Raw genomic sequence first — 26271 nt, 5'->3', positions numbered from 1 at the left:
TCCTCCTCATAGTTTGGTACTTTTTTATTTTGTATAATCTTTTCGGTAAAGATGGTAGCCTACAGCTCCTGCGACAACAATTGAGCCAATAATCACTAATAAAAAGGCTAAACCAGAGCTTTTACCAGGTAATCCGCCAGTATTCATCCCCCAAATCCCTGCAATCAATGCTGGAACAGAGATCACTAATGCCGCCGAATCAAGATATTTCATTAAATGATTCAAATGATTGTCCATCATTCCATTAAAAAGATCCCCAATACTTTCTAACAAGTCACGATAGATCAAAATCATTTTTTCTGTTTGTCTTTGTCTCAATTGGATGTCATAAAGTAGACGAGCATCAGCTAATTTCTCAACAAAATCTTCTGATTGCCATAAGGTATCTAAAGTCTCTTTTTGATCTCTCAACGTATGGTCAATATAAACAATGTCCCGTTCTAAATCCGCTTGCTTATATAGTTCTTCGTTTTCCGTCGTTTTACGCGCTTCTTGATCGAGGGAATCAATCCTTTTTTTCATTTCTGTTAGTTCTTTCACGTAATGGGTATAGATGTTCAAGACAGAATATGCAATAAGTGTTTCAAAAGAATTGATCTTATTCCCATGTTTTGCTAATACTCGATCAAAAAAGTCCGTTTTTTTATCGATACAACTAATCAATAACTCATCCGAATAAATAAACGAAATGGGCATTAATCGATTCTCGATTTTCTGCTCCTGGTTGGACAAATTCAGTAGCACTAAGGAAATCGGATTGTTCAAGTTCGTTCCCACAAGCTCTTCGATTCTTGAAACTTCTTCTGGCAGAGAAGTTCCGACAAAGATATCTTTTGGTAAACGATATTTTTCAATCACCTGTTCGATTTCCTTAGTGTCACTACTGTCGATTACGAGCCAATTATAGTTGTTTTTGTCTGTCGTTATTACTTTCTCTTTTCCAATAAAGTAATAGTCCAGCATGATCACTCTCCCTTTCTCCAAAGGATGTTAGCTAAAGAAACAGTTGCTTAATTTAATGTTACGATCCAAGACAACAATCTCATTTTCTAAAGAGAAACTGTTTAATTGGTGGTCATATGCAAGATTCAAATGTCTACCTAAATAAGATTGCTCTAATTTAGATGTGTAGATTTCCAGAGTGGGATGTTCGATTTTATTGACGTATTTCCCAAATTCTACAAAGAAAGGAATAATCTGGAAAAAACTGCCTTTTGCACAAGCCCCTTTATCTCTTAAAAACGGATCTGAAGAATCAATCAATGCCAAAGCAATTTTTGAATCTTTTCCTACTTTTTTTGTCAATGCCTCCATCGCATGTTTTGTCATCGTGATTTCCATCATCATCATCTCCTTCAGATTATATATAAGTTACGACATTTTTCCTCAGCGGCTCACTTCTGTGTTACGATTGATTCTGGCATAAAGTGGATATTTAGGAAATTTTGCGACACAACGGAAAGCTGTCATGTTTGCATATTTATCGTAGTATTTTTTAGTTGGCCCTTCAAAATCTTTACTCCATGGTTTAACATGACCAGAGAAGTGGATGATCGATGGATCTTTACGTGTTTCTTCGTATTCCTTTTCTCCTTGTGGTGTTGGATGTTTTTTCGCTTTTGCCATGATATACCCTTGAGCATTCCATTTTGGATGTAATGGAATCCAACGATCATGTAAGATTGCATTTAACGCATCTTGATCGTGGAAACGTAATTTTTCAGGATTTTCTTCAATGAATGTTAGAACTTTTTTAGTAATGTCTTGTTCTAACCATTTTTCAACATTGATGAGCATCAATCCAGAATTAAAGTAGCGTGTTGATTTTGCTGGAATCTCCATTTTTTCTAATCGTTGGTGGAAACCAGCATCTTCTACGGCGGCCAAGATAGCACCGTTAAATTCAAGATCCCATAATGGTGTAACATCTTTTACGGTAATCATGTCACAGTCCATATATAAAAGACGTTCGACATTTTTTCCTCTAAATAACTCAGGAATAGCAATACGATAGTAAGCAGTTTCCGGAATACGATCACTTGTTACTACATTTTCAAAGAATTTTTTGTTGATCTTCAAGAATTCAACCTCTGTATTCATACGAGAGTTCTTAACAGAGAAACGTAATAATTGTTTGCTTTCATTATCAATGTTGTCATCAATGACATAAAATCGTACAAAAACTTTTGGATCACTATTTTCTAATACTGAAACGAACAGCGCCGCTAGATGAGGCACAAATTTGGTATTACAACTTGATACGATTGCGATTTCTTTTCTTCTATTCATTTACCTCTCCCACTTTCTTTAAAACGCTATGCGCTAATTTTTTTAAATAAACATTTGTATATGGATGATCTTTTAACGTATTCCATGGTTTGTCATGCCCTGTGAAATGAACGATCGACGGCGATTCATTTCCTGCTTTGTATAATTTTTCATACGCAGCATCTGGAGCAGGATGGCGTTCAAAGATCAAAGAAGTCTGCATATTCCATTTTGGTTCTAATTGCTCCCAGTCTTCATACAGAACTGCATTTAACGCATCTTGATCATGGTAAATAATTCGATCACCATTTTCTTTTAAATAATTGATTGTTTTTTCAGTGATCATTTTTTCATTCCAACGATCAATGTCGATAACCATCACGCCTGAATTAAAATAATAAGCATCTGATTCAATCCCTAACCGTTTCAAAGCTTTCGTTTGACCTGGATCGATGACAGCTCCAATCGTTTTACCATTTAATGGTTGATCATATAAATGAACGATGTCATCCAGTACTAAAATATCTGAATCTAAATAAAGCACTTTTTTATAGTCGTATTTAGCTAAGATCTTAGGTAAAGATATTCTTAAGTATGCTGTAGTAGTAATATGGTCACTTACTAGGAAATCTTCGTAGACATCTTTATCAACTGTTAAAAATTGAATCGTTGCATTGTCTGAATGTTTTTTAACCGTTTGTCTAAGTCCTTCTTTGCTATATTCAGAAATACCGTCGTCAATGACATAAAAATAAATGTGTCTTGTTTTAGTGGAGTTTTCCAGTACAGTGGCAATCATCACGCTTAAGTAAGGAGCGTAATTTTCATCTGAAGCAGTTACTACCGGAACGATACCTTGTTTCATCTCCATTAAAATCACTCCTTTTTCTAATCTTTTTCTAACCTTTTCTATATCCAGAATATGCCTCAATAAACTTTAAAGCAAAAGATATGCTTCATTTTCATTGAATAATTCATAAAAATAAACCTTTTTTATCGAATTGAAAACGTTAACTTAATCGTTTTTCTGCCTATTTATTCAATTATAGGATTTGAAATACTACCTATATATGTCTAATGAAAACTAAGAATATTTTTTGAAAAAATTCAAAAACACAAAGCATTTTATTTTTATTTTAGGAAATTCTCATTTAACCTTAGAGTAAGCAATAGATAAAGGGAGCGAATAATATGAAATTAGCAGCAATTGATTTAGATGGTACTTTACTCGATCGGAATGGAAAGATACCAAAAGAAAACATCGAGGCACTTCAAAACTTTGATCGACATGGTGGGATCGTCACGATTGCGACTGGTAGAAATAGCATCTCTGCTAAAGATGTATTTGAAGAACTTGGGATCGGCGGCTATTTGATTTCATCTAATGGTTCTTTCGTGGCAAAGATGATGAAAGGCGAGATCCTTCACGTATTGAAACGTTCTAAAATTGAGCTTGCTACCCTTAAACGGGCCTTCTTCTTAGCACAAGAGGCAAAAATATCAATTATTGCTAGTCGAGAAACTCAAGATGATCAATTAACCTTTGATGAGTCAAATTTGGTGAAAGATGATCCTTACTATCAGCATTTCAATTTACAGAACCAGACATTTGCTGAAATTACTAAGTTACTAGAAGATCCATCTGTCAGCTATTTAAAATTGGCATTAACAGATAAAGATGAATCAAAATTGCAAAAACTGCAACAAGATTTAAAAAGTGAAGGGATTGATTCCGTCTTTTCAGACCCCCATTTTTTGGAAATCACACCTAAAAACGTAACAAAGGCTCACTCATTAATCTTTTTAGCTGAGACCTTGGAAATCGATCCTCATGAGATCGTTGCCTTTGGTGATCAGGAAAATGATATTGCGATGCTAAAAGTCAGTGGAACAAGTATTGCAATGGGAAATGCACAGAAACAGGTAAAAAATATTGCGGATGAAGTAACCAAAACAAATGAAGAAGCTGGTGTAGCGTATATTATCAACAATTATTATTAAGGTTTAAGGAGGGAAACAAAATTGTTAGTAATCGTCGATATGCAAAATCATATTCTAGATCCTGAGAGTAAATATTATGTTCAGCACGCAGATAAGTTAATCAAACAAATCCACTCACGTTTAGAAGCTGCACGTAAAAAAAACGAATATATTCTTTTTACCAGAGATATACCAGTCGAACGAAAAGAGCAGGATGAAGAAGGCGAAGATTTGCAAATCATTCCTACACTTGCTCCTAAAGAAAATGAAAAAGTCGTCAAGAAATACTACTTCACGATGCCACCGGAAAGCTTACTTGAGATTAAACAAGAAGCTTTTGACCAAGATGAAAAAGAAAAGCACATTGAAGTCGTTGGTACAGAAACGAATCTCTGTGTCTTATCGAATACCATTGCTTTACAAAGCGTATTTCCAGAAGCTGATTTTTTAGTGGATACAGCTTTTGTTTCTGAAAACAAGCATGGCGATCAAGCGCTAAAACTACTCAAAGATTTTAATGTTGAGTTGAAGTAACCGAAAATAAAACGCCCACAAAATTTAACTTTGTGGGCGTTTTATTTCGTTATTTACTAAAGGCTTTTCTTTGTTCGTACTATCTATTTCCTAAAATTTGTATTGATCGTTCCCTCACTTTATGGAAAGTAACGGTTAGGATTTTTTTACTACTAAACTTCCTATAGCGTTTATAAAAAATATCAAATGAGGTTCCTCATCTCCAATAAACAATAGTTGAAACGTCAGTTATTAGTCATTTCTAAAAGCATGCAACTTTTCAAAATAAAAAAACAATGATTATCTAATCATTGTTTAAAGAAACGAGCGCTTTAATATGTACCCTGTAGGACTCGAACCTACGACCGGACGGTTATGAGCCGTCAGCTCTAACCAACTGAGCTAAGGGTACAGTAAAAATTTTAAGATATAAAAATAACTTATATCTACTATAGCATGAATAAAAATCCGAAACAAGCTTAATTAATAAAATTCCAAAAGCATTCCATAAAATAACAAATATTCTATTTGGATCAGACGATTTCCAGCTCTCCCCCTCCCTCTTCACCACAAATGCTCTATCACTTGGTATATAAATTGCTTGAATCATTTGTTTTTTCAAACACGTAGCATATTATTTGTTCTGTTACTCGGAACGTGCTATCTTGTATTTGGGTTGTTTTTTTATTCTTATGATTATTTAAGTCGTAATCACTTTTCGAAGTGTTTTCCACCTCTTAGTATAAGTGGTTGTTCGTTGTTAACCTACGACTGAAAATCAATGATTATTTAAATACGAAATCTATAGGAGTTAGTACTATGATAACATTGAGTCGACTTATTTTTTTTATTCCTACCTTAATTCTTATCCCTATTATTTGTTACTTAATCAACTGGAACAAGGAACGCCTAATTTTAGCGTTTTTTACGTTACCAGCAATCTTTTTTTCATATAAAATCTTAAATTATCAGTATTTTGAACCAGATCAATTATTCGTAGCAGAACTGATTGGTTTGATTCTAGCCTTGTTATTACCAATTGCTTATTTGGTTTATTTAAATAGAAAGCATTGATCGATGAATTTATTTGAATGACAAAAGGAGCGATTTTATGAGTATTGAAGAAGCGATTTTATTAGATACACTACGCTGTCGGCTGGATTATCTCCGAAAAAAAAAGAATTTAACCGTTAAGGAAGTGGCTGAACAAACCTCACTCCCGTTGGAAACCTATCTACAATTAGAGCAGGGAAAACGTTGTCCGAGCGCTATCGATCTAATTTTTATTGCGGATTTTTATCATGTATCTGTTGACTATTTGATCGGACGATCAGAAAAACCAGACCGCGTAAATTAAACCATCTAATCTAAATGAAAGAGAGTGAGTAAATGCGCTTATGGCATGAAGAATTAATCCCTTTGCTTCCTAGAAAACAATTATTAGGTCAACATAGAGAATGTTGTGCATTAAGAGGTAATGGTTGGGGAAGAAAGCATGCAACAGTTGATTATGTCTTCCAACATTCCCCATACAAGCTTTATCAGTATCACCAACTTATTCTTACTGAAATGAAAAAGCGCCATTATCTTCCTTCTCCAGAATGGTCTGTCCCGGAGTACCGTGGGAAAGCCTGTGATCCTTATACTTATCTTTCTCCTCAAAAACAAACTTCACCTATTTATCCTGAGCATGACGAGGACTACCTGATAATCTGTTTAACAAACCTTAAACAAAAAGGAATTGATTTAATCCATATAAAAGCTACGGATTCTTAAAAGTTCATCAGATTTTCCTCAATTATTGATTCAAATAAACGCAATGAATATGAGAGTATGAACCTTTTCTCACTCTCATATTCATTATATTAGGATTCATTTAAACTGTCTGACTGACAACATTCATTCGTCGATCACGATTCTTCGCTATTGAATAGGGAGAGACCCGTATCCCTTCCTCAATAGTCTTCACTTGAGCAGCAGAGCAGCATTTTTCTTTACTAAGAAAAAACAAAAAAACTACTCTAATGAAAGAGTAGTTTTTATTATGACAGTATTAACCTTTTACGATGTTTACTGCTTGAGGGCCACGTTGACCGTCTTCAATATCAAAAGTCACTGCTTGACCTTCGTCTAATGTTTTGAAACCATCACCTTGGATAGCTGAGAAATGTGCAAAAACATCATTTCCATCTTCAGCAGTGATAAATCCAAAACCTTTGTCTGCGTTAAACCATTTTACTGTACCGTTATTCATATATATTTCCTCCTAATACGTATCAACGTACGATTTTATTGCAATAAATTATTGATAGGCAAAAGGAGTCATAAACTAAAATAGTTAGCTCAAATTACGTTTCAAAATAGATTACTTATTTAATATAGCATAGATAAATGAGAAACACAAGAATAAACCTCTACTTTTTTTATAGTTTTTTAATTAAAGCGAATGGGCTATTTCTATCCTGTTTATCTTATCTTCTATATTAAAATTAAACAATCCTTAATTAGCAAAGTTTTCTTCTTTATGCTATAATAATAAATGGAATTTCGTTATCAACGTTTCGTTGCCTTTCGCAAGAATTTAAGAAAGGAGAATGATTATGACATTCTATAACAAAGACTTACAATATCGTGTAACTCTAAATACTGATTTGAATCTATTTGTGGTATTTGATAAAACAAATGAAAATCGAGTAGCCACTGGAGTGACGATTGAACAAGCAGTGCAAGAATTGAAAAAATCCGCATAGGAGTGAAAACCCCAAATGAACGATTACAGTTCTAGTTCACTTTAAAAGCACCTATTCATTCAATGGTAGGTGCTTTTTTGTCGTCTATTTACCTCACTTTATTCAGTTCTCTCCTTAGCTTATTCTCCCATTAATGAGTATACAATTAAAAATTGGACAAGGTAATACAAAACTCTTTGTCGGTTATATACTACGTGCTATTATCTAAATTATGCAAAGGCTGTATAAGGATGGGTCATATGATTACGATGAGTAAATTACTGTTTTGAATCCCTTTTATTGGTATTATTCTTTTTTTGTCTCTTTATACAAAATGGAACAAATATGACATACTAATGCTTCTCTCCTCTTTTCCGTCTATCTATTTTATGATCCAAATTTTAGAATATTCCTATAGTCAACCTGTTCAATTATTCGATTTCTATCTTAAAGGACTCGCTTTTTCCACCATCTTCTATTCCATTCTTGTTTTCATTATTATCAAAAAGAAGAAATAGCTCACTTGTTTTAATGACAAGAATATTATTTTTCACTTTTTAAAATCTGTAACTACTGGCATTCTAACAGAGAAAACTATGCAAGGTGTCCAGCGATATTCAATCGATGTAATAAAAATAATCTTACAGCCTAAAAAACTAACCTAAACAAAATTAGTAAAAAAATTTTTGGAACGCCTGCTGCAAAATAACAAATAAACGGTGCTCCAGCATCTGTTCTTTAGACAGGATAAATGTTGAACGTCTACCAACGTTTCATTTTTTTATCCTGTCTTCAGAACTGATTGATGCTTTTGCTACCGTTTTCGTTTGACTTACGTCACGTTTGAGCTTTGGCACTATGCAACGTAAAGTTTGCACTTAGCTACCTTAAGAAAAGCCTTGCTATCGACAATCCCTGTTCTACCCATTGGCGTCTCTCGACATTTTTGGGCAGTAGCTTATGTTTACATAGAAGCCTCACCTAACTATTTGAAGATATTTAAATGAAAATCATCAACGACACTAAAAGTCCAAAAAAGCCGACTACCGGAATCATTCCCCAAGTTACAAAGGTTTTATCCTTAGCAAGCTTAGAGTACCTCTGGTCATTATCCATTTCATTCACCTCATCTTTCTATTCTTAATAAACCATATTAATGATTTTTTGTCAAAATTTCATTCGTGAATCCTAGAATGCGTATTTGGACAATCCCCTGCTAATCTATTTCTCCATCTAATTGAGTCAATGCTCCATCACATGGAATAACTGATCAACAAAAAAATCTAACCAGTATATGCCCCGGCTAGATTTAATAGTTGATTTTGAAACAGACTTTTTATCGTCTCTTTCATTTTTTTGAAAACTAATTTAATTTGTCTACTTTATTTTTGATTTCTTTAGGAATCTTTTCTTCTGCAATTACTCTAGGAGAACTTGTTCTTTTGTCACTGATGTCAGCTTGCACGTAACTACCTGGTTTCAATGGTTGTGGTGCTTCTCCACTCACACTAAATGTTCGTTTGGTTGCTTTGCCATCAGCTTTTACAAAAGTCACGTCATAATGGTAACTATATTCACCCGCAATGATTTTCCCATCGCTGTTCTTCGATTTTGTTTTTTCTGGCACTTCTGCTGGAATCTTAGTGTATGCAGTAGTTGTTTTATACGTTTCGCTATAATATTTGTAACCGAAAAATCCTCCAACTCCTAATAAAATTAATACAATAACCCCGAATATTCCCTTTTTCATAAACTCACCTCATCAATAAATTTAACTTATTTTATCTTTTTTGAGCTTTTTTTTCCATTTATTTATCTTTCAAATTTGTCACATAAATGACATTAACCACTTATCAATAGATGCTTATCATCTCCTACATTTTTTTGATAATCCTACTTCTCTATTACTTTCTCGATACCTAACATGATCTTTCGAATAATAAAAAATAACAAATTTTATAATTACATATTTCCAAATCAAACACATCATGTTACTATATGTAAGTAAAAAATGAATATTCTTATTTGATGCGAACTGTTAGGTGTTTTTTTGAAGCTTTTCATTTGTGAAAAACTGAATATTTGGTAATAAAGATGGCTTAATAAATGAAACACAAGATATCTATCATTTGGCGACTATCACTACTTGCCATTAAGTGGGAGTAAATTAGATAATTATTATGGAGGAAACAATGGTTAAAAAAAGTGTTGTAGGGGAAGATGGCAAACGTTACGTAGTAAAGGAGAAAAAGCCATTTTATAAAAAAGTTTGGTTTTGGGTACTAGCAATCATTCTTGTAGCAATAATTGGATCTGCACTGGGTGGCTCAGATGACAATAAAGCAAGTGATAACGGCGGAGAAAAAGTGACAAAAACAAGTTCTACTAAAGAAGCTACATCAAGCTCTTCTTCAAAAGAAGCGCAAGAAAGTTTTTACCAAGTTGGGGATACTGTAAAAGTTGGCGATGCTGAGTACACATTAAACAGTGTGGAACTTACTGACGAAAGAAATCAATTTGCAGATGAACAACCTGCTCAAGTAGTCAAGATTACTTACACAATTAAAAACAATGGTCAAAATGACCTTCCTGTAGGAATGGATGTAGAAGTTTATGGCTCAGACGATAAAAAAGCTTCTTCTTATCCAAATGACAATACAATGGGATCAGTTGCTCCTGATAAAGTAATGGATTGTACTGCTCATTTTGGTCTAAATCAAACTGGAGACATCGAAATTCAGTTTAGCCCATTAGTTTCTATCGAAAAAGCGGCTAAATTTAAAGCAACAGTCTAGTTTATAGATTCATATCGGGACATTTTAGAAAAAAAGTTAAACGACGGTTAACTATTGATATGGTTAACCGTCGTTTTTTGGTGAAAAACAAGTTCAGAAATAGCGAGTATCTACTGTCCTTCTTTTAAATAGTCACTATCTGTTATTGCTTTGAACAGTTTGTGCATTTTGCGTTCATTTAGTTTTGTTTAGTTTTGTTTAGTTTTTTTCATCTCATCCTTCCTAATACTAACTTCTATATATTACATAAAATTTATACTACATAAGTGAACTAATTTTTCGATCGTATTTCATAGTTCCCGCATATCATTTTATAAACCTCGGTTGTATTCTTCTAGTTGGAGTAATCGAACGACAAAGTCTTTGATAAGTCTCTTGATAACCAAAGCTTAGGACACGAATCAACTATTTTCTGACTCGTGTCCTTTGCGTTTATCCTTTTTCTTATGAGGGACTATATAAAAAAGAATCGTTTGGTCAAAACCATCTTAACCTGGCGCATCTTCTAGTGTCCAAATTAGGCTTCCTTGATATGCCCCAGTTTTGTAAAAAGGATGTAAATTTAACTGGATCGTATGATGATCAGTAAAGCTCGCGCTACCCTCTCCTTGCCAAACTAATTGGTCTTCTGCATTAATCGTTTGATCCACTCCACTCCTCTGCAGATGAAGAGCATTATGCAACTGGTCATTCTCTTGGTTAGTTAAAGGTCGTTCTTCTTTTAACTTAACGTGCCAATGACTCTTCTCCAACACACTTTCATCGATAAGCTGAATTTCTTTTTGATTCGTTGCTTGTACCGCTTGATCTTGCCCCGGAATCTGTTGTTCCCCAAACGTCAACTGTTCCGGTAATCTAAGCTTAACCCCGTGATCAATTAAAACCTGACGGCTCTCTTCCTTTGATTTTTGTCCTTTTTCGTTTTCCATATAAAAAGCAACTTCCTTGTTCAACCAATTTTCAGGAAGCTGAACATTCACTTTATCTTGGATCTCGTTTTCGGAACTTGGATAGTCCTTTAACCTTAAGACTTCATCTCCACATTTCGCCATAAATGATAAATTCTGTTTCTCTTCATAAGAAATATGAATCGTCACCTCTCTTGTTTTTGAGAAACGAGAAAACAGTAAAGGATTTTCTTTAGGCATCAAAGTAAATTCAATTGGCGAACCTTTTTTATAATGATGAACGAATTGCTGTTCTTCTGGAGTAAAGATCCCTTGATCCCTTTCCACTATTTCCTTGACTGGATAATATCCGTTCAATTCTGGATATTCTTGTGATAGATCAAAAGAATCTGTTATGATTCCTGAAATGATTTTAGGATCAGAAAGTTGTTGGTTATTTTCATCCAAGTAATTCAGTATGACCTTCCCCACGTAGTATACAGAAGAATAGGCAGAACTCGTTCCTTTCTGTTTGTGATTAATCTGTGTAGTAACAGTGAAAGGAATGTTTAAATAGTCTTCTTTCAAATTCGTTTTATCTACCGGATTTTGCTTACTCCCAATCCACTCAAGATTAAGTTGATAATTCAAAACTGTATCATAAAGATTTTCATTGTTAGGGTCTTTTAACGTTAGTTGATAGGAATGATCATCTTTTTGATTCCCCACAAAAAGATCACTAATGTCCGTCCCATCAAACTTCACTACGTTAAAATCTTTAATCTTATATTGTGAGTGAGTTGTCACATCATCCAATGAAAAAGCCACAGATAAATCTTTCATTTTATTCCCATGTCCCACATTCGGTATGGTTTGCATCGCATTTAAAGTAACCTTTTGTTGTTCCTTATCAAAACGCTTATCCACTGCTTCAGCAGCAGGAAACTCTGGACTAGCCAAAAAATCTGTTTCATACATGAGAGAGGATGGCGTATTATCTAAGTTTTTAACAACCGTTTCTATTTTAGTTACTGGTTTAGTGATAATCTGGAACTCTTGTGTAGGATGCCCCCATGGTTTCGAAAAATTATTTTCAAAATACGTCCAGAAAGAATGATCATCACTCCACGTATGGTAACTGATATCTGTTGGATTATTCGCAACAAGATATTTTGCCACCTTACCGATATGATTATAGCCGATATACTTGTTTCGATTGATCCCAAAATAATTAAAAGAAGTTTCAATTGGAAAGGCATTCCCCGCTTGATCGAAAAATTCATAAGTAAGAAAGACTTCGCCAGAGATATCGATATCTAAAAAACTTTTTGGATTGCCAATACCGATCTCTCCTCCTGCTTGTCCATCCTTTTTTTTCATTATTATTTTAACATCTACTGGTTTCCCATTGAAAAAGCCAACATTTTTGATCAACGCACTACTTTCTGGATTCTCCTGATTGACAACCAGCCAATTCCCAGAATACTGACCTTTAACTTGTTCCACAGTTGTAAAACTACCATAATGCATCATAAATGTGTTATTGGCGGGAGTTTCTATCGTATTTGCATATCTGAAATACGGAAGATTTGTAATACTTCCAGCTGCTCGAACTTCTTTTGGAAATATGCCAATCAACCCTAACAAAAAAGGAAGTAACCAAATTTTATTAAACTTACGAACAAATTTCTTCCTCTTTTTACACCAATACAGGATGATTAAAGTCAATAGAGCTACACCAATAAAGAGATATAAATGATGGTTAGATTGGTTTGTTTTGGGATACATTTTTATTTTTCCAGCTTCTTCAGACTTCGCTTGTCCATCAGTAACTGGTCTATTTCTCTCATTTGGATTAAGAACTTTTTCCATTGGGACAATTTGGTGCGCACTCGTTGGTTGGTAAAAACGAATCCCTACCTGACTATTGACCTGGCTATCAGCTAAACCAATTCGTGGGAAAACAACTAAGAAAGCCAGTAAGAGTATATTGAGCCATCGTTTTTTCATCAATGTGCCACTTCCTTTAATTTCCTTTATTCCTTCGCAATTTTGTAATATGCCACAGTAACAAGCCAATAATGAGTAAGCAAACAATTAGCCCCCCATATAAGTATTGGTAGTTATTGTTCTTCGATTTTTTAAGCTTAACCGTTTTGTTGTTAAGACTTTCATCTTTTCCTTTTACCGTAAAGTCTTTTTTCAACGTCCAAACTTTCCCCGACTTTTCTTTCAAAACGGTAGTTAACGTATACTCTCCTTTTTTTAAAGGTTCATTTTCCCAACTAATCGGTAATTTGAAGGTACTTCGTGGTGCTAAAGAAACCAGCTTACTAACATCGTGTAGTACTTCTTTCTGTTTCTTTTTTGTGATGAAAGCATGAAGGTCCAATTGACTCATAATCATTGGTTGTGGATTTGCCAATTTTGCATAGACTGTTAAATAACCATTATCTAGTTCTGACTTTGCCTCCAAGAGTTTTAGTTCAGGAGTAATTTTTTTGTCTGAACATTGGAGTTGGATACCAATTGTATACGCAAATTTATTTGCTAAGCTAAATCCAGCTGGTTGATCTTCTGTCTTATTCTTTTCTTCATAACAATAAAAACCACCTAGAACCGTCCCCTCAAATCCAGTTGACGGAATCTTTAATTGGAACACGACATCTTTTTCTTCATTCGGATTCAGTTCAACCGTTTGAGGACCTGAAATCAGTTCTTCTAAAGAAGGACCACCTAATAATTTTTGATCATGTTGTGAATAATCTAGCACCCCATTTTTATTGGTAGTCGCATTATTGGCTGCTACTTTGACTTTTATCTTTTCAGAGCTGGTATTTTTAAGCTTTATCGTCAACTCTTGGGACTGGTTAGGCTCAACTTTAAGATCATAATAGCTTACTTCTGAACGTTGATTCTCTGGCAAGACAGCCTTAGCTTCAAAGTTCACTTCTGTTTTTTCAGCAAAAACTGAGGCAGGGTGACAAGCAAACAGTAAACTTGTCATAAAAAGGATGGAGACTATCCAGCCCCATCCCGGCCTAAATTTATACTGGAGCATCGCTTAACGTCCAAGTAATCTCAGCTGTATAATTTTTTGCTTCCACACCTGCCCGGGGAACATGTAATTTCACATTTTCGTTCTTGCCATCTGCTCCTTCGAATACTGCAGCAAAAGCCCCTGCACCTTCGCCTGGTTGAGCCAACATAACGGTTTGATTGACTTCGTTTAGAACAAATGTATGATCTTTTGACTCTACCAAATGAGGTGCTTTGGATGAGTTGTTTTTCGTTACTACTTGACCATTGCTTAAAGATAGCTGTGCGCCTGTCAACTCCGAGTGATCTTTATCTGTTGAAGTAAATGGTGAGATAGATACACCTAATGTCCAGCCTTTCGCTCCCCCACGAGTATCATTCACTTGGACAAATGGCTTTTTATTCAATGCAAAATAATCCGCATCTCCTTGTTGGATTTCTTGTTCACCAAAAGTAATGTTTGATGCGAAAGGAATAGACAATGAGCCTTTCGCTCCTGTGCTTGGATTGTCATCATGGGTATCATCTGGTACCACTGGCTGAACATCACTACCCGAACCTTCCTTCAAAGTTACATTTGTTTTATTTGTGACTTGACTTGTTAGTCCTTCATTTTCAGCTGCACAAACCACGGAACTAGATGTCCCTAATGCCAATAAGGCAAGTCCAGCTATACTAACAACTTGTTTCTTCATAATTCTCTTCCTCCTAATAAAAATTAGTCTGCAATTGCGACTACAACTATTCTTCCATTTCTTGATGAGGAAAAAAACAGTAAAAAAATTCCGGAATCTGGAAAAAAATTAGAAGTACTTTTTTGAAAAACGTTTCGTCTCTCATTTGATTTCCTATTGATACTGCAATAATTGATTGAAAACAGCTGCCCATTCGACTTATTCTCAGCTAAGCCATTTACGATCAAATCCAAAAGTGCTGATTGACTCAATCTATTTTTCAATTAAAAAGAGGTCGTGATATGTCCAGATTTGAGAAAAAGCCGGAGAATCCAAAGACAGTTTTCTTATTTTTGGAATTCTTCGGCTTATTTCAAGGAGCTGATGCTTAAACATCGTTTAGAGTGAAGTGTGAGTTTTATGTCTCAGACTCTGACAAATAAACCCTTGAAAATTTTGATTGTTGATAAGTTTAAAAAAATAGTTATTTGTTTGTAGCTCTTTCTCTATGCAACTCATATAAGATTTTTTCAAGATTTCGCCAGTTACGTTCTGTCGGAATGTTTTTCATTAACAGTAACGGTGTATTTTTCGTATCCAAGAAATAATTTGAGATTACTAAATCAACCTCTTCAAATTTGGTTTCAGAATCAAAAAAAGAAAGAGCATAAACATTACTAAACAATGTTTTGATTTTATTCATTAACCATAATCGATGTGGACGATGCAGATCATCCGTGAGCAAAATTTTTATTGGTTGAATACTTTTGAGTAACAATCCATAATAATCCAGCAAATAGTAATAATTTAAAAACAGCTGGTGCGTGTTCTTTAAATGGGGTAATAACTCTGCGGGAGCTATCTGTATCATAGAGTCATGAAACTTCTGAACCATTCGGCAAATTTGAGGATCAAGCTTTTCTACTTCAGATATATATGATTTATTGAAAAAAACATCGGGATTCCCCCAGAAAAAACAGCTTCTTTCATAAAACGCAATCAAGCTAAACAAATGGTTCTGGTTCCTTCGATCAAAATCGTAATCAAAGACTTCTTTTAGCGAACAACTGAGCAATTCAACTAAACGATAGGCTAAACTTTGACTTTTTGTATGAGTACGCACCGCTTGTTGCTCATAGCACTCCTTTCCCTCAACAATACCGAAAGCATAGATTACCCGATATAGAAAATATCGTTCATTGTCTGGCAATAGTAACTGGCTTTCTTTCAACCACATCGAGACCAATTCAAAGTTTGGATCACTCTCGATTGTTGATTTCACCTCTTCATCTAGTGAAATAATCTGCTTCTTAGTTCTTTCAAGTATAATCGCTAACCAAAAACTCAGCGTTTTCGTTTGTAAAGCATCTAATTTAAATCCATAGGTTTTTTCAAAACATTGAACATACTTCATGATCCTGTCACAATCAATCAAAAAGGGCCAGTGACCATCTCGTGTTGATTCCCAATAAAAATAGTAATAAAAACTTCTGATATTGATCTCTTCGGCTTCTATTTCCAGTTTAAACGAGTGAAAACCGATCTTGTATCTTTTAAAGTAAGGAACTAATAATTTAGCATATCTAAAAACGGTAGATGTACTCGTATATTGTTTTTCTGCAAAGTCTTCGATTCTTTTTTCGGGATATTTGAACATAAAATCAATTAATTGGTAATTATATGATTCTTTATAATAGGGAAGATAAATACTATATATGGGAAAGTCTTCTTCCTTTTGGATACAAAAGCGCTGATTGTTCTCATTTTGTAAAACAATTTTCCCATTAAACTGTTCAAACAGCTCTGATAATTCCTTCATATAAAGAGAAATTGATTTAACAGATCCTCCTATATATTGCTGTATCTCATCCATCGTATACCCATTGTCCGCTTCAAGTAAAAAGTGAATTAGTTTCACTTTTTTTTGGGAGGCTTTCGTCAAAAAAGTTTGCATTCAATCACCACCAATTTAAATATTTTTAACTTTCTTAACATTCAAAAGACATTGTTCGTTAACGTTTTGGATTATAGCATACACTGGTTTACGATCAATTCATATGAAATTAACGAGTCATTTTTCAAGTCACAAAGCTAAATCCATTCTCCCATGACAATCAGAAAAATCTACCATTCGGGTAACATTATTTATAATATTTTGTCCAAAATAAAAAGCCCTAGATAAGAGCCATTTTTTCTTTCTTTCTATAAAACTACGATTTATTAACTAAAACAAAACTATGAATAGTCAACAAAAGTTCAAACATGCTTTTAGCTCTAATTCCATTTATAATCTGATCAATTACTTTTAGACTAGATGGACAACTCGAACTACTCCAGCTGCCAATTTTTGATTTTCTAACTCTCTTATCTTTTATTCGTTTCACACAAACAAAATAAATATCCGAATAGCGAGACGTGTTTCGCTTACAGTGAAGAAGCTCTGACATCTCTCTATTCGGATATATTGATTATGAAAAAATATTACTTGTGAACGATAGACGATTTTTTACTTAGCTTTTTTGATCATAAAATTGTACACAGCACCAACTAAATTGGCATTATTTCCAAATTTTGAAGGTAGAATCTCCGTTTCCACTCGCTGTGCTCCTGTCCGCGTCCGTAAACATTCTATTTCTTCTTTCATCTTCTTGATAAATAATGAGTTACTGGAAATGGCTCCCCCAATTATTATTTTATCTGGGTCAAAACTGATCATCAAATTATAAATACCTCTAGCACTATACCGACAAAATTGTGTGATTAAATATTTTGCTAATTCATCCCCATTTGTTGCACGTACGAACAATTCTTGCCCATCAATCGACTGGTTTTGACGTTGATTGTATAAGGCAGTTGTACGAACAATACTTGCTAATTCACTAAACGAACCCTCTTCATTTAGCATCATATAGCCAAATTCTCCCCCAAATTGATGTTTTCCTGCCTGAATTTGTCTATTTTGGATAATAGCACCACCTACACCTGTACCAAAAACAAAATATAAAATACTTTGAGCATCATCTGCATGCCCTTTCCATATTTCTGACAAAGCAGCACAATTCGCATCATTTTCCATAGTAACAGGTAATTGAAAATAATCAGATAGCTCCTGAGTGAAACTTCTGTGATGAATGTAATCAATTGCCGTTAATCCATAAATTTTGTCTTCTTCTTGACTCACAGCTCCAGGTACACTAGTTGCTATCCCATCAATCAGATACCCATCGTTTCGATAACGTTCCAAAATTTTTTCGATTGCTTTTAAAGCTTCCTCCCAAGTTTTGGGCAGTGGCGTCACACCTTGTTCAATCAATTCCTCTTTCCAAAGTCCGTATTTGATCGATGTACCCCCAAAATCTAAAGCTAAAATGCCCATGGTTATACCCCTTCCAAATTGCTGCCATTACTTGCAATGACCTTTTGATACCAAAAATAACTGTCTTTTTTGTAACGCTTAAGGCTTCCTTTTTGCCACTCATCTTGATCAACATATACAAATCCATAGCGCTTTTGATAGCCATTTAACCAACTAAGTAAATCAGTATATGACCAAGTACAATAACCTAAAACTTCGACACCGTCTGTTAAAGCTTCTTGAATCGCTTGAATATGATTTTTGAGATACGTGATTCGATAGCTGTCATGAATCTGGTTATTTTCAGTTAGTTTATCGTATTCCCCCAGCCCGTTTTCAGTAATGATGATGGGTGTTTGATAACGACTAGCAATTCTTCTTAAAGCAATTCTCAGCCCACTTGGATCAATCTCCCAATCCCAATTTGTTCGTTCAACAAAAGGATTTGGGACTTTTTTGTAGACTCCTGGAAGACCACTTTCTCCAGAAGTTCCTTTTTTACCAGTCGTATTCATTTCACCAAAACCAACTCCTGTTAGCGGATTAAATCCATTGGTTGTTGACTGATAATAATTGATCCCTAAAAAGTCTGGTTTGGCACTTGCTAACAACGCCGTATCTCCTGGTTCAATTTCAGGTGCCCAGCCCTTTTCTTCTAAATAGCGCAAAGCAGCTAGCGGATAACGCCCCTGCATGTAAATATCCATCCAAAAATTTGCAAGTAGATCCTCCGCATTTTCTGCAGCAAGAACGTTTTGGGGATTACTATCAATGGCATAGTTTGGAGAATAAGCAAAACTTGGTCCAATCTTACCTGGCATCTCTAATTCATGAAATTTATTGATTACTGCTGCATTTGCAAGATTTGCCATATGATTTGCATGATACATACGCTTAGGATCACTAACTCCTGGTGGATGAGCAGCTAACAAATACCCATGGGAAATAAATATGTTCTGCTCATTCAAGCTTATCCAATAATGAACTTTTCCACGAAATGCTTCAAACAATACTTGGGCATAGTTGGTAAAATCTTCGATAATTTTTCGAGATTCCCATCCTTGATACTCTTCTTGTAATGCTTGAGGAAGATCCCAATGATATAACGTCAACATAGGTTCAATGTCATTGTCGATCAATTCATCCACTAAACGTTGATAAAAGGCTAAACCAGCTTGATTGATTGCTCCTCTGCCGTTAGGAAAAATCCGAGTCCATGACACGGAAAATCGATAAGTTTTCAAGCCTTGTTCTTTCATTAATGCAATATCTTGTTTAAAACGGTGATAATGATCAACAGCAATTTCTCCTGTTGTTCCTTTAAATGTTTTACCAGGAATTTTTACGAATTTATCCCAAACAGATTCTCCTTTGCCATCTTCATCATAAGCACCTTCTACTTGATAGGCAGCTGAAGCAGAGCCCCACAAGAAGTCTTCTGGGAAGTCATTTAATTTTTGATGTTCCATTTTCTACACCCTTTTCATTTTCTTCATACCAATCTAGTACCTTAAAAATTTGTTTATCCCAATAGCCCCATTCGTGACTTCCATTAGAATAATCGGTTGTCAATTGGTACTTTTTCTTGTGACATTCTTTTTCAAAAGCTTTTGTATGGTCATATAAAAAATCTTGATAGCCACAGCAAGCAAAATAGTTCGTTGCTTCTTTACCGAGACCCGCTTCCAACATTGTAAAAAGATTTTCTGATTCCGCTTGTGCAAAATTTCCGAAAATCCCTTGCCAATAGAGTTTTTCCTGGTCAGACAATGGTTGTCCAGTCAAAGACTGCTGCTTATTGTTCTTTAACCCGTTAACCACATCTAATGCGCCAGACAATGAAGCTCCATAGGCAAAATAATCACTACGTTTCATCGCTAGTTTGATCGCGCCATAGCCCCCCATTGATAGTCCGGCAACGAGATGATCAGTTCTTTTTGAGGAAATATATGGGAAAAATTCATGACAAATCTGTAGTAATTCTTCCGAAATGAATTTCCAGTAATTCAGCCCGTATTTTGTATCTGTATACCATGACAAGTGTACATTTGGCATTACTACGATCATATTTTCATCTGAGACATAACGCTCGATATTAGAGCGCCTTAACCAAATTGTATGATCATCAGTCATTCCATGAAGCAAATATAAAATTTTATAAGTTTCAGATTCGGGAGCTTGTGACACACCGATTGAATGGTTCTGTCTTTGAGGGACGATAACCTTCATTGTCGTGTTCATATTCAATGTTTTGGAAAAAAAATTAATATCAAAAAGAGCTGTCATTGATTATCACCTATCTGTTGCATATCTATGATTTGTTTTACTGAACCAATTACACCGGCATCATTTGCCAATTTGCAAGGAATGACTTGGGGCATTTGAACGCTGGATAATACTCGGTACTCATGAATAATTCTTGTATAAGCTGCTTGTATCTCCGCCATAATCTGAGAATTTCCACTAACCCCTCCTCCTATCAAAATAGCTTCGGGTGCTATATACACACTAATGTTGGTTAGAAGTCGGGCAACATCATCTAAAAATTCATCTACATATTTTTTAGCTAATGCATCTTTTTGTGCGGCCAAATCAAAGATATACTTGGCATCCTTCACTTCTTTCCCAATCGCTAAGCTGTATTTGCGACATAAACCGCCGACAACACCCGCATGTAATGAAGTAGAATCCAGTTTATATTCCTGATTTTCTCTACCCATTAAAGAAACACCGAACTCACCAGCTAAACCACCTTGCCCCCAATAAAGCTTACGATCAATCACGATCGCCCCTCCAATAGCGGAGCCTAAAGTCACGCAGACATAATTACTATAGTTCGCCCCATTTCCAAGCCAACCTTCAGCTAAGGCAACCGCTTTACTATCAGTAATGATTTCCACTGGTAGTTGTAAATGGTCTTGAGCAATTTCTTTAACGTTCAAGCCAATCAATTTTTTTAAGGAGCCTGCTGTTTGCATCGTTCCATCATGATTTATCACTCCTGGTAAACTAATTCCTACACCAGAAATATCTAAATACTGTTGTTGCTCGTTTAAATAATTTTTCAAATCGGTCAAAATTTGTGTCATATCATTTGTACTAGTGATTTTTTCTTTTTTTATTATCTGTCCTGTAGAATCAACTATCCCTAATTTAATAAAGGTCCCCCCGATATCGACACCTAAGTAATAGCTAGTCATACTGTTTGTTCACCTCACAAAATCTAAAATCTTCAAAGCGTTGTATGTTTTTCATCTCAAATAACCGATCTTCCGGAATATGCCCCACAAGATTGATTTTTTTATCACCAGGGCGATCTTTCAAAGCAATTTGAACTTCACCTTTATATTGCCCATAAGCCTCATTTAAAATGAGAATATCCCCTTTTTTGATTATCTGAACTGGGTGATTGCTAGGCAATGGTTTATCTACAATCTTAGCGCGAAGCCTAGTTGAACGAATCATATAATCCGAAGAGTCTCCTCGATAGTTATGCGTGTAGTCAAATAAGAGCTGTCGTTCGAATGCAGTAATATCTTCCACTAAGGTGATATCTATTTTTTTCATTGAATCTTTGGCAGCTTCACTGACTTGACGTAATTCTTCTTCTGAGGCAAACATCGTACCAATCAGGACATCATCTATTAGACCACTTTGTAAAAGATCCCTCACTTGTATTCCTATTGGTAGGTGACGATGTTCCTCTAAGGTACAAAGCCCCTCTTGTAATGGCCAAGGACCATGTTCCCCGGACTGAGAAGTAACAAATGCTGCTGTTGTTAAATAACTTTGACAGAATTTTATTGAATACTGCTTAAACTGCTCTCTGGATAGCCCTGTATATTGCTGTGGGAAAAAATTATGGCAACCAGTAAGCTGCTTTCGATTCGGACCATAATCCAAAATTTGATCAAGATAATGAGAATAATTGCTCATATTTAATTCAATCTTGATACCATAAGGATTTTTAGTCATTTCAGCTTCTTCTTTCCCTGTCATACCAGCATCTAAGCGAATACAATTAATTCCCCAATCAGCTAAAAATGTTAAGTCTTTATAGGACTCTCCTAAAAGATCAAATATTGGTGGGATAAAATCAATGGCTACTTCAAATTCTTGCTCTCTTGCTTCTTTGATTATTTTTAAATATTTTTCCATGGACTCACTGACATTGTTCCGATCAATTTGAAGCAAGCTCAAGAATACACGTTGAAAGCCATACGATTTTGCTAAAGCTAAATAGTTTTTCATTTCATTAAATGAAGCTTTTTCTGGATATAAGGAAATTCCTAACACTGGATTTACTCCTAACAATTTATTTATTTTTCATTTCTTCCTGTAGCTCTTTCATATCAGCGACTTTAACGAATGGGAACCAAATCAATGCCACAATTGCCGTGATAATAATGTAAATCAACAGGAATTGCCAGTTACCAATCAATGAAAACTTAACAAATCCTGGTGTTGTCCAAGGAATCGCTTCTGCCGTAGGATTATAGGGAATTGGCAAAATCGTACTCATTAATCCCCAAGAAACAAAACCTGCAACAAGTGGGCTTAAAACTAATGGTAAGAAAAAGATTGGATTCATTACTGTCGGAATCCCAAAGTTTAGCGGCTCGGTAATATTAAAAATCGTTGGCAACGCACCTAACTTAAACATTTCTTTATAGCGAGCTGACTTAGAGAAGAATAAACAAATAACCAGACCAAGCGCATTTCCTGCAGCTCCACAAACACCATACACAAGAGAAGCCATGGCAAAAGGCAACGTGCTGCCATTGGTATAAGCATCGATATTAGCAGTCATCATTGTTAAGGTTACAGCTGAAAGTGGTCCAGATAACACAGCATTATGGATACCAAAGAACCACAAGAAAGCAATCAATACTTGAATAAAAATCATTGATACTGGATTAGCCATCAAACTATTCAATGGTGCACTAATCATTTCTGTAATAAAAGTAAAGATATCTCCAAAATCAGTAAACGAAAAAGCAATCCGAATGGCACATACAAATAAGAAAATCGTGGTCACAATAAACGTCGGTGCTAAGGAATCAGAAACCATTGGTGGCACTGATGCTGGTAATTTGATCGTAAAATTTTTCTTTGACAAGATAGAATACAATTTGGTAATTCCAATTGCAACGATCATTCCTACGAAAATACCTTGTCCTCCTAAATAATCAAATTTCACAGCATTGACTGTTGATTCCACCCATTTTCCCCCATCATTGACATGCGTAACAACTTGTTGAGGGATTAAAATAAAATATGAAGCGAGAGAAATTAGACCTGCATTTTGTGAATGGACACCTAAGCGATTCGCATATGCATACGCAATATTATAAACTGCAAATAAACCCATTAGACCAATAGAGGCATTACTAACAGCGGCTAGACCAGGTGCTAAGTTCATATCCTGTAACCATTTAAGCCAAGCAGGAATCGGGAAATTTGCCAAAATTAAAATGAACGCAGAGCCAATCGTCGCTGGACTTGTTCGAATAAATCCTTCAGATAGTGCTCCTAAGATATTATTGTTTTGCATCTTTGCTGAAAGCGGCAACAAATTATTGTTTAAAAACGCTTCGAATTTTTTCATTACTCAATACTCCATTCTAATATGTTTAAATAAATGTTTTTTTGATCAAGTACTTTAATCATCCATAGTATAAACAATGATTATGAATAGATATACCAAAAAAGTGTTTCTTTTATTAAGAAAGTGTTTTATATTTTGAATGGAGGTGTTAGTATGTCGCCAATCCTTATTTCATTAATATCCATAACAGAAAAACTAGGCATTCCCGTCAGTGTAGTTGAAAAAACACTAAAAACAGAAGAAAATCAGCTTTCTGCTATTCAAATGTATAATATAAAACGAGAAATCTATGGAACTTTTTTATATAGTGACAGTTCATCGGAGACAGGTTATATGCAGATTACCTGTGGCCCATTACTCATGGCTGAGGTAAATTTTGGTTTAAAAGAAGCCGAGGATACCACACAAGAATTCAGACAAATCCTTACAAATCTATTTATATTAGCAAATCATCATTCACCAAAAAAAATCGACGATAAGCAATTAAATCTAGAAGAATTTTACCAATCACAAACATTCTCTTATAATACTTTTTACGATATTGAAGAATACTATAAGTTAGAGTTGCTGCTCTTTTCTCATGTAAAAGATCGCAATAAATTAGCTGCAATAAAAACACTTGAATTATTTATCAAATATTACTATAAGAGCCTTACAAGCGATCAACTTAAATGTTTTTATTGTGCGCTCATTACATTACTTACACGAGTGGAAGTTGAAAAAGGTGTACCGGTAAGCAAAGTTTTTAACAGACAGTTTCAGTACTATGAATATTTACAGGAAATTCGTGATATCAATAAGTTTGAAACATTAGCTAAGCAAGCCATTCATGACTTTTTGGCTCATCCAACCAATATTCCTAAAAAAACCTATAGCCCTGTTACCGTATGTGTTCTTAACTATGTAGAAAATCATCTGTATGAAGCTATTTCTTTAAAAGATATCTGTGATGTTTTAAATCGGGATTCAAAATACGTGGGAAGGTTATTTTATAAAGAAGTTGGGATGCATTTTAAAGATTTCATGCATTTGAAGAAAATTGAAAAGGCCAAGTACTTTTTATTATTTTCTAACAAATCCATCAATCAAATTGCCGAAGAACTATCATTTAGCACCCAGAGCCATTTCTCAACCGTATTCAAAAAGATCGTAGGCATAACCCCATATAAATATCAGCGCAATCGTGTCTATTATTCTTATTGAGTAGTGATGATAGTAATCGCTCAGTTCAAGGATTAGGGAAAGCATGAAATCGTTAAATGGCTATCAGTTCTTTCGAAAAAGAGAATAACTATTCCTCAATCTGTTATAATATTTATGAAAATTATAGTGAACCTGCTCTTATTTCATTCGATAGCAGCGCTAGTGATGAGTAGGTTAAGATATCTATATTATAAAATTAAGTAGGTGATAATATGAATTGGTTTGATCAATACAAAAAAGACTTTGGTTTCAAAAGCAACTATCAAGTCAGTAAAAAAACAGGTATCACAGCGAGTAGTCTAACCCGTTTGAACAATTCCGATGATTGGAAAAATGTCAAAATCGGTACGATGCTTTTATTGGCAGAAGCGGTGGAAAAGAATCTTGATGGTCTAGTTGGATATCTTAATGAACAAAAAAAAGCACTCAACCAACTAAAGGATGAGTGCTTTTTTATAATTTTTTTGCTAGTCTACGTCACTATATCTGCAAGAGGACTGATCATACCCTCCTAATAAATCTCTTATAATATCAAACGAACTTTTGATTTTTTTCAGGTCTTTAACACCCCGATTATTTCCATAGGAACAATCGTTCTTCCTCTGTAAACATTAACTAAATGAACGTCTTCTACATGAGTAGATATGATTTTTACCATTACAGAATAGGCATCTATTTTTTCTACTTCACCAACAAATGAGAAATTCCAAGGGAAATCTTTTCTTGGAATACAGCGACTCTTATCACCAACTTTTACTTTCTGTGTTGTTTAGAATTTTTAGTTGGAAAATCTGCTACCAATCCCCCAATTCTGTATGCACTTTTATAAAATCCGTCTTTCAATTTTGATTCTTATTCCCCTATTTCTATCGATTATTTAATTACATTACTCACTGAGCATTGACTATAAATTTAATAAGAGACACACTTTTTTTAAAGTGATAGGGAGGAAAAAACATGACACTTCTCAGCAAACTTAACACTAATATATTGGTATACACCGGAATGATTCTTGTTATACTTAATGCTATTTTTTTTGATTTCAACCTTTTCATAAATATTTTGGGATTTGCTCTTATCTTATTTTCTAGCAGTGTCCTCAAATTAATTGGTAACTTTCTAAAAGATAATCACTAGTTGATTATCTTTTTCCTAAATAAATGCCTGTTGTGTCTCCTCCCCTTACTGCTGTTTTCAATTTTCAAAAGCTTTTTTTACTT

Annotated in this window: 25 protein-coding genes, 1 tRNA gene and 1 riboswitch; of the genes, 9 read left to right on the top strand and 17 right to left on the bottom strand. The window is 34.7% G+C overall.

Annotation, left to right across the window (positions count from 1 at the left end):
* Window positions 1–24: 24 nt before the first annotated feature.
* The 4 genes from AB3I12_RS01030 to AB3I12_RS01015 are packed head-to-tail and all read right to left on the bottom strand — an operon-like array spanning window position 25 to window position 3139.
* Window positions 25–963 carry a magnesium transporter CorA family protein gene (locus AB3I12_RS01030; RefSeq protein ID WP_063627159.1) on the bottom strand — a complete coding sequence of 313 codons (939 nt, stop codon included), beginning with the start codon at window positions 961–963 and terminating at the stop codon, window positions 25–27.
* 27 nt (window positions 964–990) lie between these two features.
* On the bottom strand, window positions 991–1341 hold the full coding sequence (locus tag AB3I12_RS01025; protein ID WP_010719080.1) for an iron-sulfur cluster biosynthesis family protein: 351 nt from the start codon (window positions 1339–1341) through the stop codon (window positions 991–993).
* 45 nt (window positions 1342–1386) lie between these two features.
* Entirely contained in the window at window positions 1387–2289 is a 903-nt protein-coding gene (locus AB3I12_RS01020; protein WP_034698121.1) for a glycosyltransferase family 8 protein, read from the bottom strand.
* Window positions 2282–3139, bottom strand: coding sequence for a glycosyltransferase family 8 protein (locus tag AB3I12_RS01015; RefSeq protein ID WP_010719078.1), 858 nt, complete (start codon window positions 3137–3139; stop codon window positions 2282–2284). The genes AB3I12_RS01020 and AB3I12_RS01015 overlap by 8 nt, the downstream gene beginning before the upstream one ends.
* 320 nt (window positions 3140–3459) lie before the next feature.
* Here AB3I12_RS01015 and AB3I12_RS01010 point away from each other — a divergent pair, with 320 nt between their 5' ends.
* Window positions 3460–4269: a Cof-type HAD-IIB family hydrolase gene (locus AB3I12_RS01010; protein WP_010737655.1), complete on the top strand. Its 810-nt coding sequence runs from the start codon at window positions 3460–3462 to the stop codon at window positions 4267–4269.
* A 21-nt stretch (window positions 4270–4290) separates the two neighbouring features.
* The gene (locus AB3I12_RS01005; protein WP_010719076.1) at window positions 4291–4782 is read left to right on the top strand and encodes an isochorismatase family protein; all 492 of its coding nucleotides are present in this window, start codon (window positions 4291–4293) and stop codon (window positions 4780–4782) included.
* 317 nt (window positions 4783–5099) lie between these two features.
* On the opposite strand, the gene AB3I12_RS01000 is transcribed toward AB3I12_RS01005, so the two are convergent.
* A tRNA-Ile gene (locus AB3I12_RS01000) sits at window positions 5100–5173 on the bottom strand.
* A gap of 407 nt (window positions 5174–5580) precedes the next feature.
* Between AB3I12_RS01000 and AB3I12_RS00995 the strand changes: the two genes are divergently transcribed.
* The 3 genes from AB3I12_RS00995 to AB3I12_RS00985 are packed head-to-tail and all read left to right on the top strand — an operon-like array spanning window position 5581 to window position 6537.
* Window positions 5581–5835 (top strand): hypothetical protein, encoded by a 255-nt coding sequence (locus AB3I12_RS00995; protein ID WP_010719075.1) that lies wholly within the window; start codon window positions 5581–5583, stop codon window positions 5833–5835.
* 37 nt (window positions 5836–5872) lie between these two features.
* Window positions 5873–6118 (top strand): helix-turn-helix domain-containing protein, encoded by a 246-nt coding sequence (locus tag AB3I12_RS00990; protein WP_063627160.1) that lies wholly within the window; start codon window positions 5873–5875, stop codon window positions 6116–6118.
* A gap of 32 nt (window positions 6119–6150) precedes the next feature.
* Complete coding sequence (locus AB3I12_RS00985; protein ID WP_063627161.1) at window positions 6151–6537, top strand: TIGR02328 family protein; 387 nt, start codon at window positions 6151–6153, stop codon at window positions 6535–6537.
* A 277-nt stretch (window positions 6538–6814) separates the two neighbouring features.
* Here the strand turns inward: AB3I12_RS00985 and AB3I12_RS00980 are convergent, their stop codons facing one another.
* The gene (locus AB3I12_RS00980) at window positions 6815–7015 is read right to left on the bottom strand and encodes a cold-shock protein (RefSeq protein WP_010719072.1); all 201 of its coding nucleotides are present in this window, start codon (window positions 7013–7015) and stop codon (window positions 6815–6817) included.
* 346 nt (window positions 7016–7361) lie between these two features.
* On the opposite strand from AB3I12_RS00980, the gene AB3I12_RS00975 reads away from it, so the two are divergent.
* The gene (locus tag AB3I12_RS00975; protein WP_010719071.1) at window positions 7362–7511 is read left to right on the top strand and encodes a hypothetical protein; all 150 of its coding nucleotides are present in this window, start codon (window positions 7362–7364) and stop codon (window positions 7509–7511) included.
* 806 nt (window positions 7512–8317) lie between these two features.
* Window positions 8318–8486, bottom strand: a riboswitch (M-box (ykoK) riboswitch).
* A gap of 367 nt (window positions 8487–8853) precedes the next feature.
* Here the strand turns inward: AB3I12_RS00975 and AB3I12_RS00970 are convergent.
* Window positions 8854–9240: a DUF1093 domain-containing protein gene (locus AB3I12_RS00970; protein WP_063627162.1), complete on the bottom strand. Its 387-nt coding sequence runs from the start codon at window positions 9238–9240 to the stop codon at window positions 8854–8856.
* Window positions 9241–9682: 442 nt separating this feature from the next.
* Here AB3I12_RS00970 and AB3I12_RS00965 point away from each other — a divergent pair, with 442 nt between their 5' ends.
* Window positions 9683–10285: a DUF4352 domain-containing protein gene (locus AB3I12_RS00965; RefSeq protein ID WP_010719068.1), complete on the top strand. Its 603-nt coding sequence runs from the start codon at window positions 9683–9685 to the stop codon at window positions 10283–10285.
* A 488-nt stretch (window positions 10286–10773) separates the two neighbouring features.
* On the opposite strand, the gene AB3I12_RS00960 is transcribed toward AB3I12_RS00965, so the two are convergent.
* From AB3I12_RS00960 to AB3I12_RS00915, 10 genes are all read right to left on the bottom strand, one after another.
* Window positions 10774–13182, bottom strand: a complete 2409-nt coding sequence (locus AB3I12_RS00960) for a MucBP domain-containing protein (protein WP_081248814.1) — start codon at window positions 13180–13182, stop codon at window positions 10774–10776.
* A gap of 16 nt (window positions 13183–13198) precedes the next feature.
* Complete coding sequence (locus AB3I12_RS00955) at window positions 13199–14233, bottom strand: DUF916 and DUF3324 domain-containing protein (RefSeq protein ID WP_063627163.1); 1035 nt, start codon at window positions 14231–14233, stop codon at window positions 13199–13201.
* Window positions 14220–14906 (bottom strand): WxL domain-containing protein, encoded by a 687-nt coding sequence (locus AB3I12_RS00950; protein WP_063627164.1) that lies wholly within the window; start codon window positions 14904–14906, stop codon window positions 14220–14222. Before AB3I12_RS00950 ends, AB3I12_RS00955 begins: the two co-directional genes overlap by 14 nt.
* Before the next feature lie 463 nt (window positions 14907–15369).
* On the bottom strand, window positions 15370–16839 hold the full coding sequence (locus AB3I12_RS00945) for a helix-turn-helix domain-containing protein (RefSeq protein WP_063627165.1): 1470 nt from the start codon (window positions 16837–16839) through the stop codon (window positions 15370–15372).
* A 552-nt stretch (window positions 16840–17391) separates the two neighbouring features.
* Window positions 17392–18261 (bottom strand): ROK family protein, encoded by an 870-nt coding sequence (locus tag AB3I12_RS00940; RefSeq protein ID WP_010737659.1) that lies wholly within the window; start codon window positions 18259–18261, stop codon window positions 17392–17394.
* Between the two features lie 2 nt (window positions 18262–18263).
* On the bottom strand, window positions 18264–19709 hold the full coding sequence (locus AB3I12_RS00935; protein WP_063627166.1) for a glycoside hydrolase family 1 protein: 1446 nt from the start codon (window positions 19707–19709) through the stop codon (window positions 18264–18266).
* Window positions 19687–20526 carry an alpha/beta hydrolase family protein gene (locus AB3I12_RS00930; RefSeq protein WP_063627167.1) on the bottom strand — a complete coding sequence of 280 codons (840 nt, stop codon included), beginning with the start codon at window positions 20524–20526 and terminating at the stop codon, window positions 19687–19689. The genes AB3I12_RS00935 and AB3I12_RS00930 overlap by 23 nt, the downstream gene beginning before the upstream one ends.
* Window positions 20523–21440 carry an ROK family protein gene (locus AB3I12_RS00925; protein WP_034698145.1) on the bottom strand — a complete coding sequence of 306 codons (918 nt, stop codon included), beginning with the start codon at window positions 21438–21440 and terminating at the stop codon, window positions 20523–20525. Before AB3I12_RS00925 ends, AB3I12_RS00930 begins: the two co-directional genes overlap by 4 nt.
* Entirely contained in the window at window positions 21433–22536 is a 1104-nt protein-coding gene (locus AB3I12_RS00920; RefSeq protein ID WP_081248815.1) for a DUF871 domain-containing protein, read from the bottom strand. Before AB3I12_RS00920 ends, AB3I12_RS00925 begins: the two co-directional genes overlap by 8 nt.
* Window positions 22537–22555: 19 nt before the next feature.
* A complete protein-coding gene (locus AB3I12_RS00915; RefSeq protein WP_010737665.1) occupies window positions 22556–23848 on the bottom strand; it encodes a PTS sugar transporter subunit IIC in 1293 nt (430 codons plus the stop codon).
* 153 nt (window positions 23849–24001) lie between these two features.
* Here AB3I12_RS00915 and AB3I12_RS00910 point away from each other — a divergent pair, with 153 nt between their 5' ends.
* The gene (locus AB3I12_RS00910) at window positions 24002–25051 is read left to right on the top strand and encodes an AraC family transcriptional regulator (RefSeq protein ID WP_063627168.1); all 1050 of its coding nucleotides are present in this window, start codon (window positions 24002–24004) and stop codon (window positions 25049–25051) included.
* A gap of 212 nt (window positions 25052–25263) precedes the next feature.
* Window positions 25264–25566: an XRE family transcriptional regulator gene (locus AB3I12_RS00905; protein ID WP_231105497.1), complete on the top strand. Its 303-nt coding sequence runs from the start codon at window positions 25264–25266 to the stop codon at window positions 25564–25566.
* Window positions 25567–26271: the final 705 nt, after the last annotated feature.

The sequence above is a fragment of the Enterococcus sp. C65 genome (assembly GCF_040887165.1).
GTDB classification, from domain to species: Bacteria; Bacillota; Bacilli; order Lactobacillales; family Enterococcaceae; genus Enterococcus_B; species Enterococcus_B hirae.
Note: the sequence above shows the minus strand (reverse complement) of the source record. Positions and strands in the feature narration are given on the sequence as shown.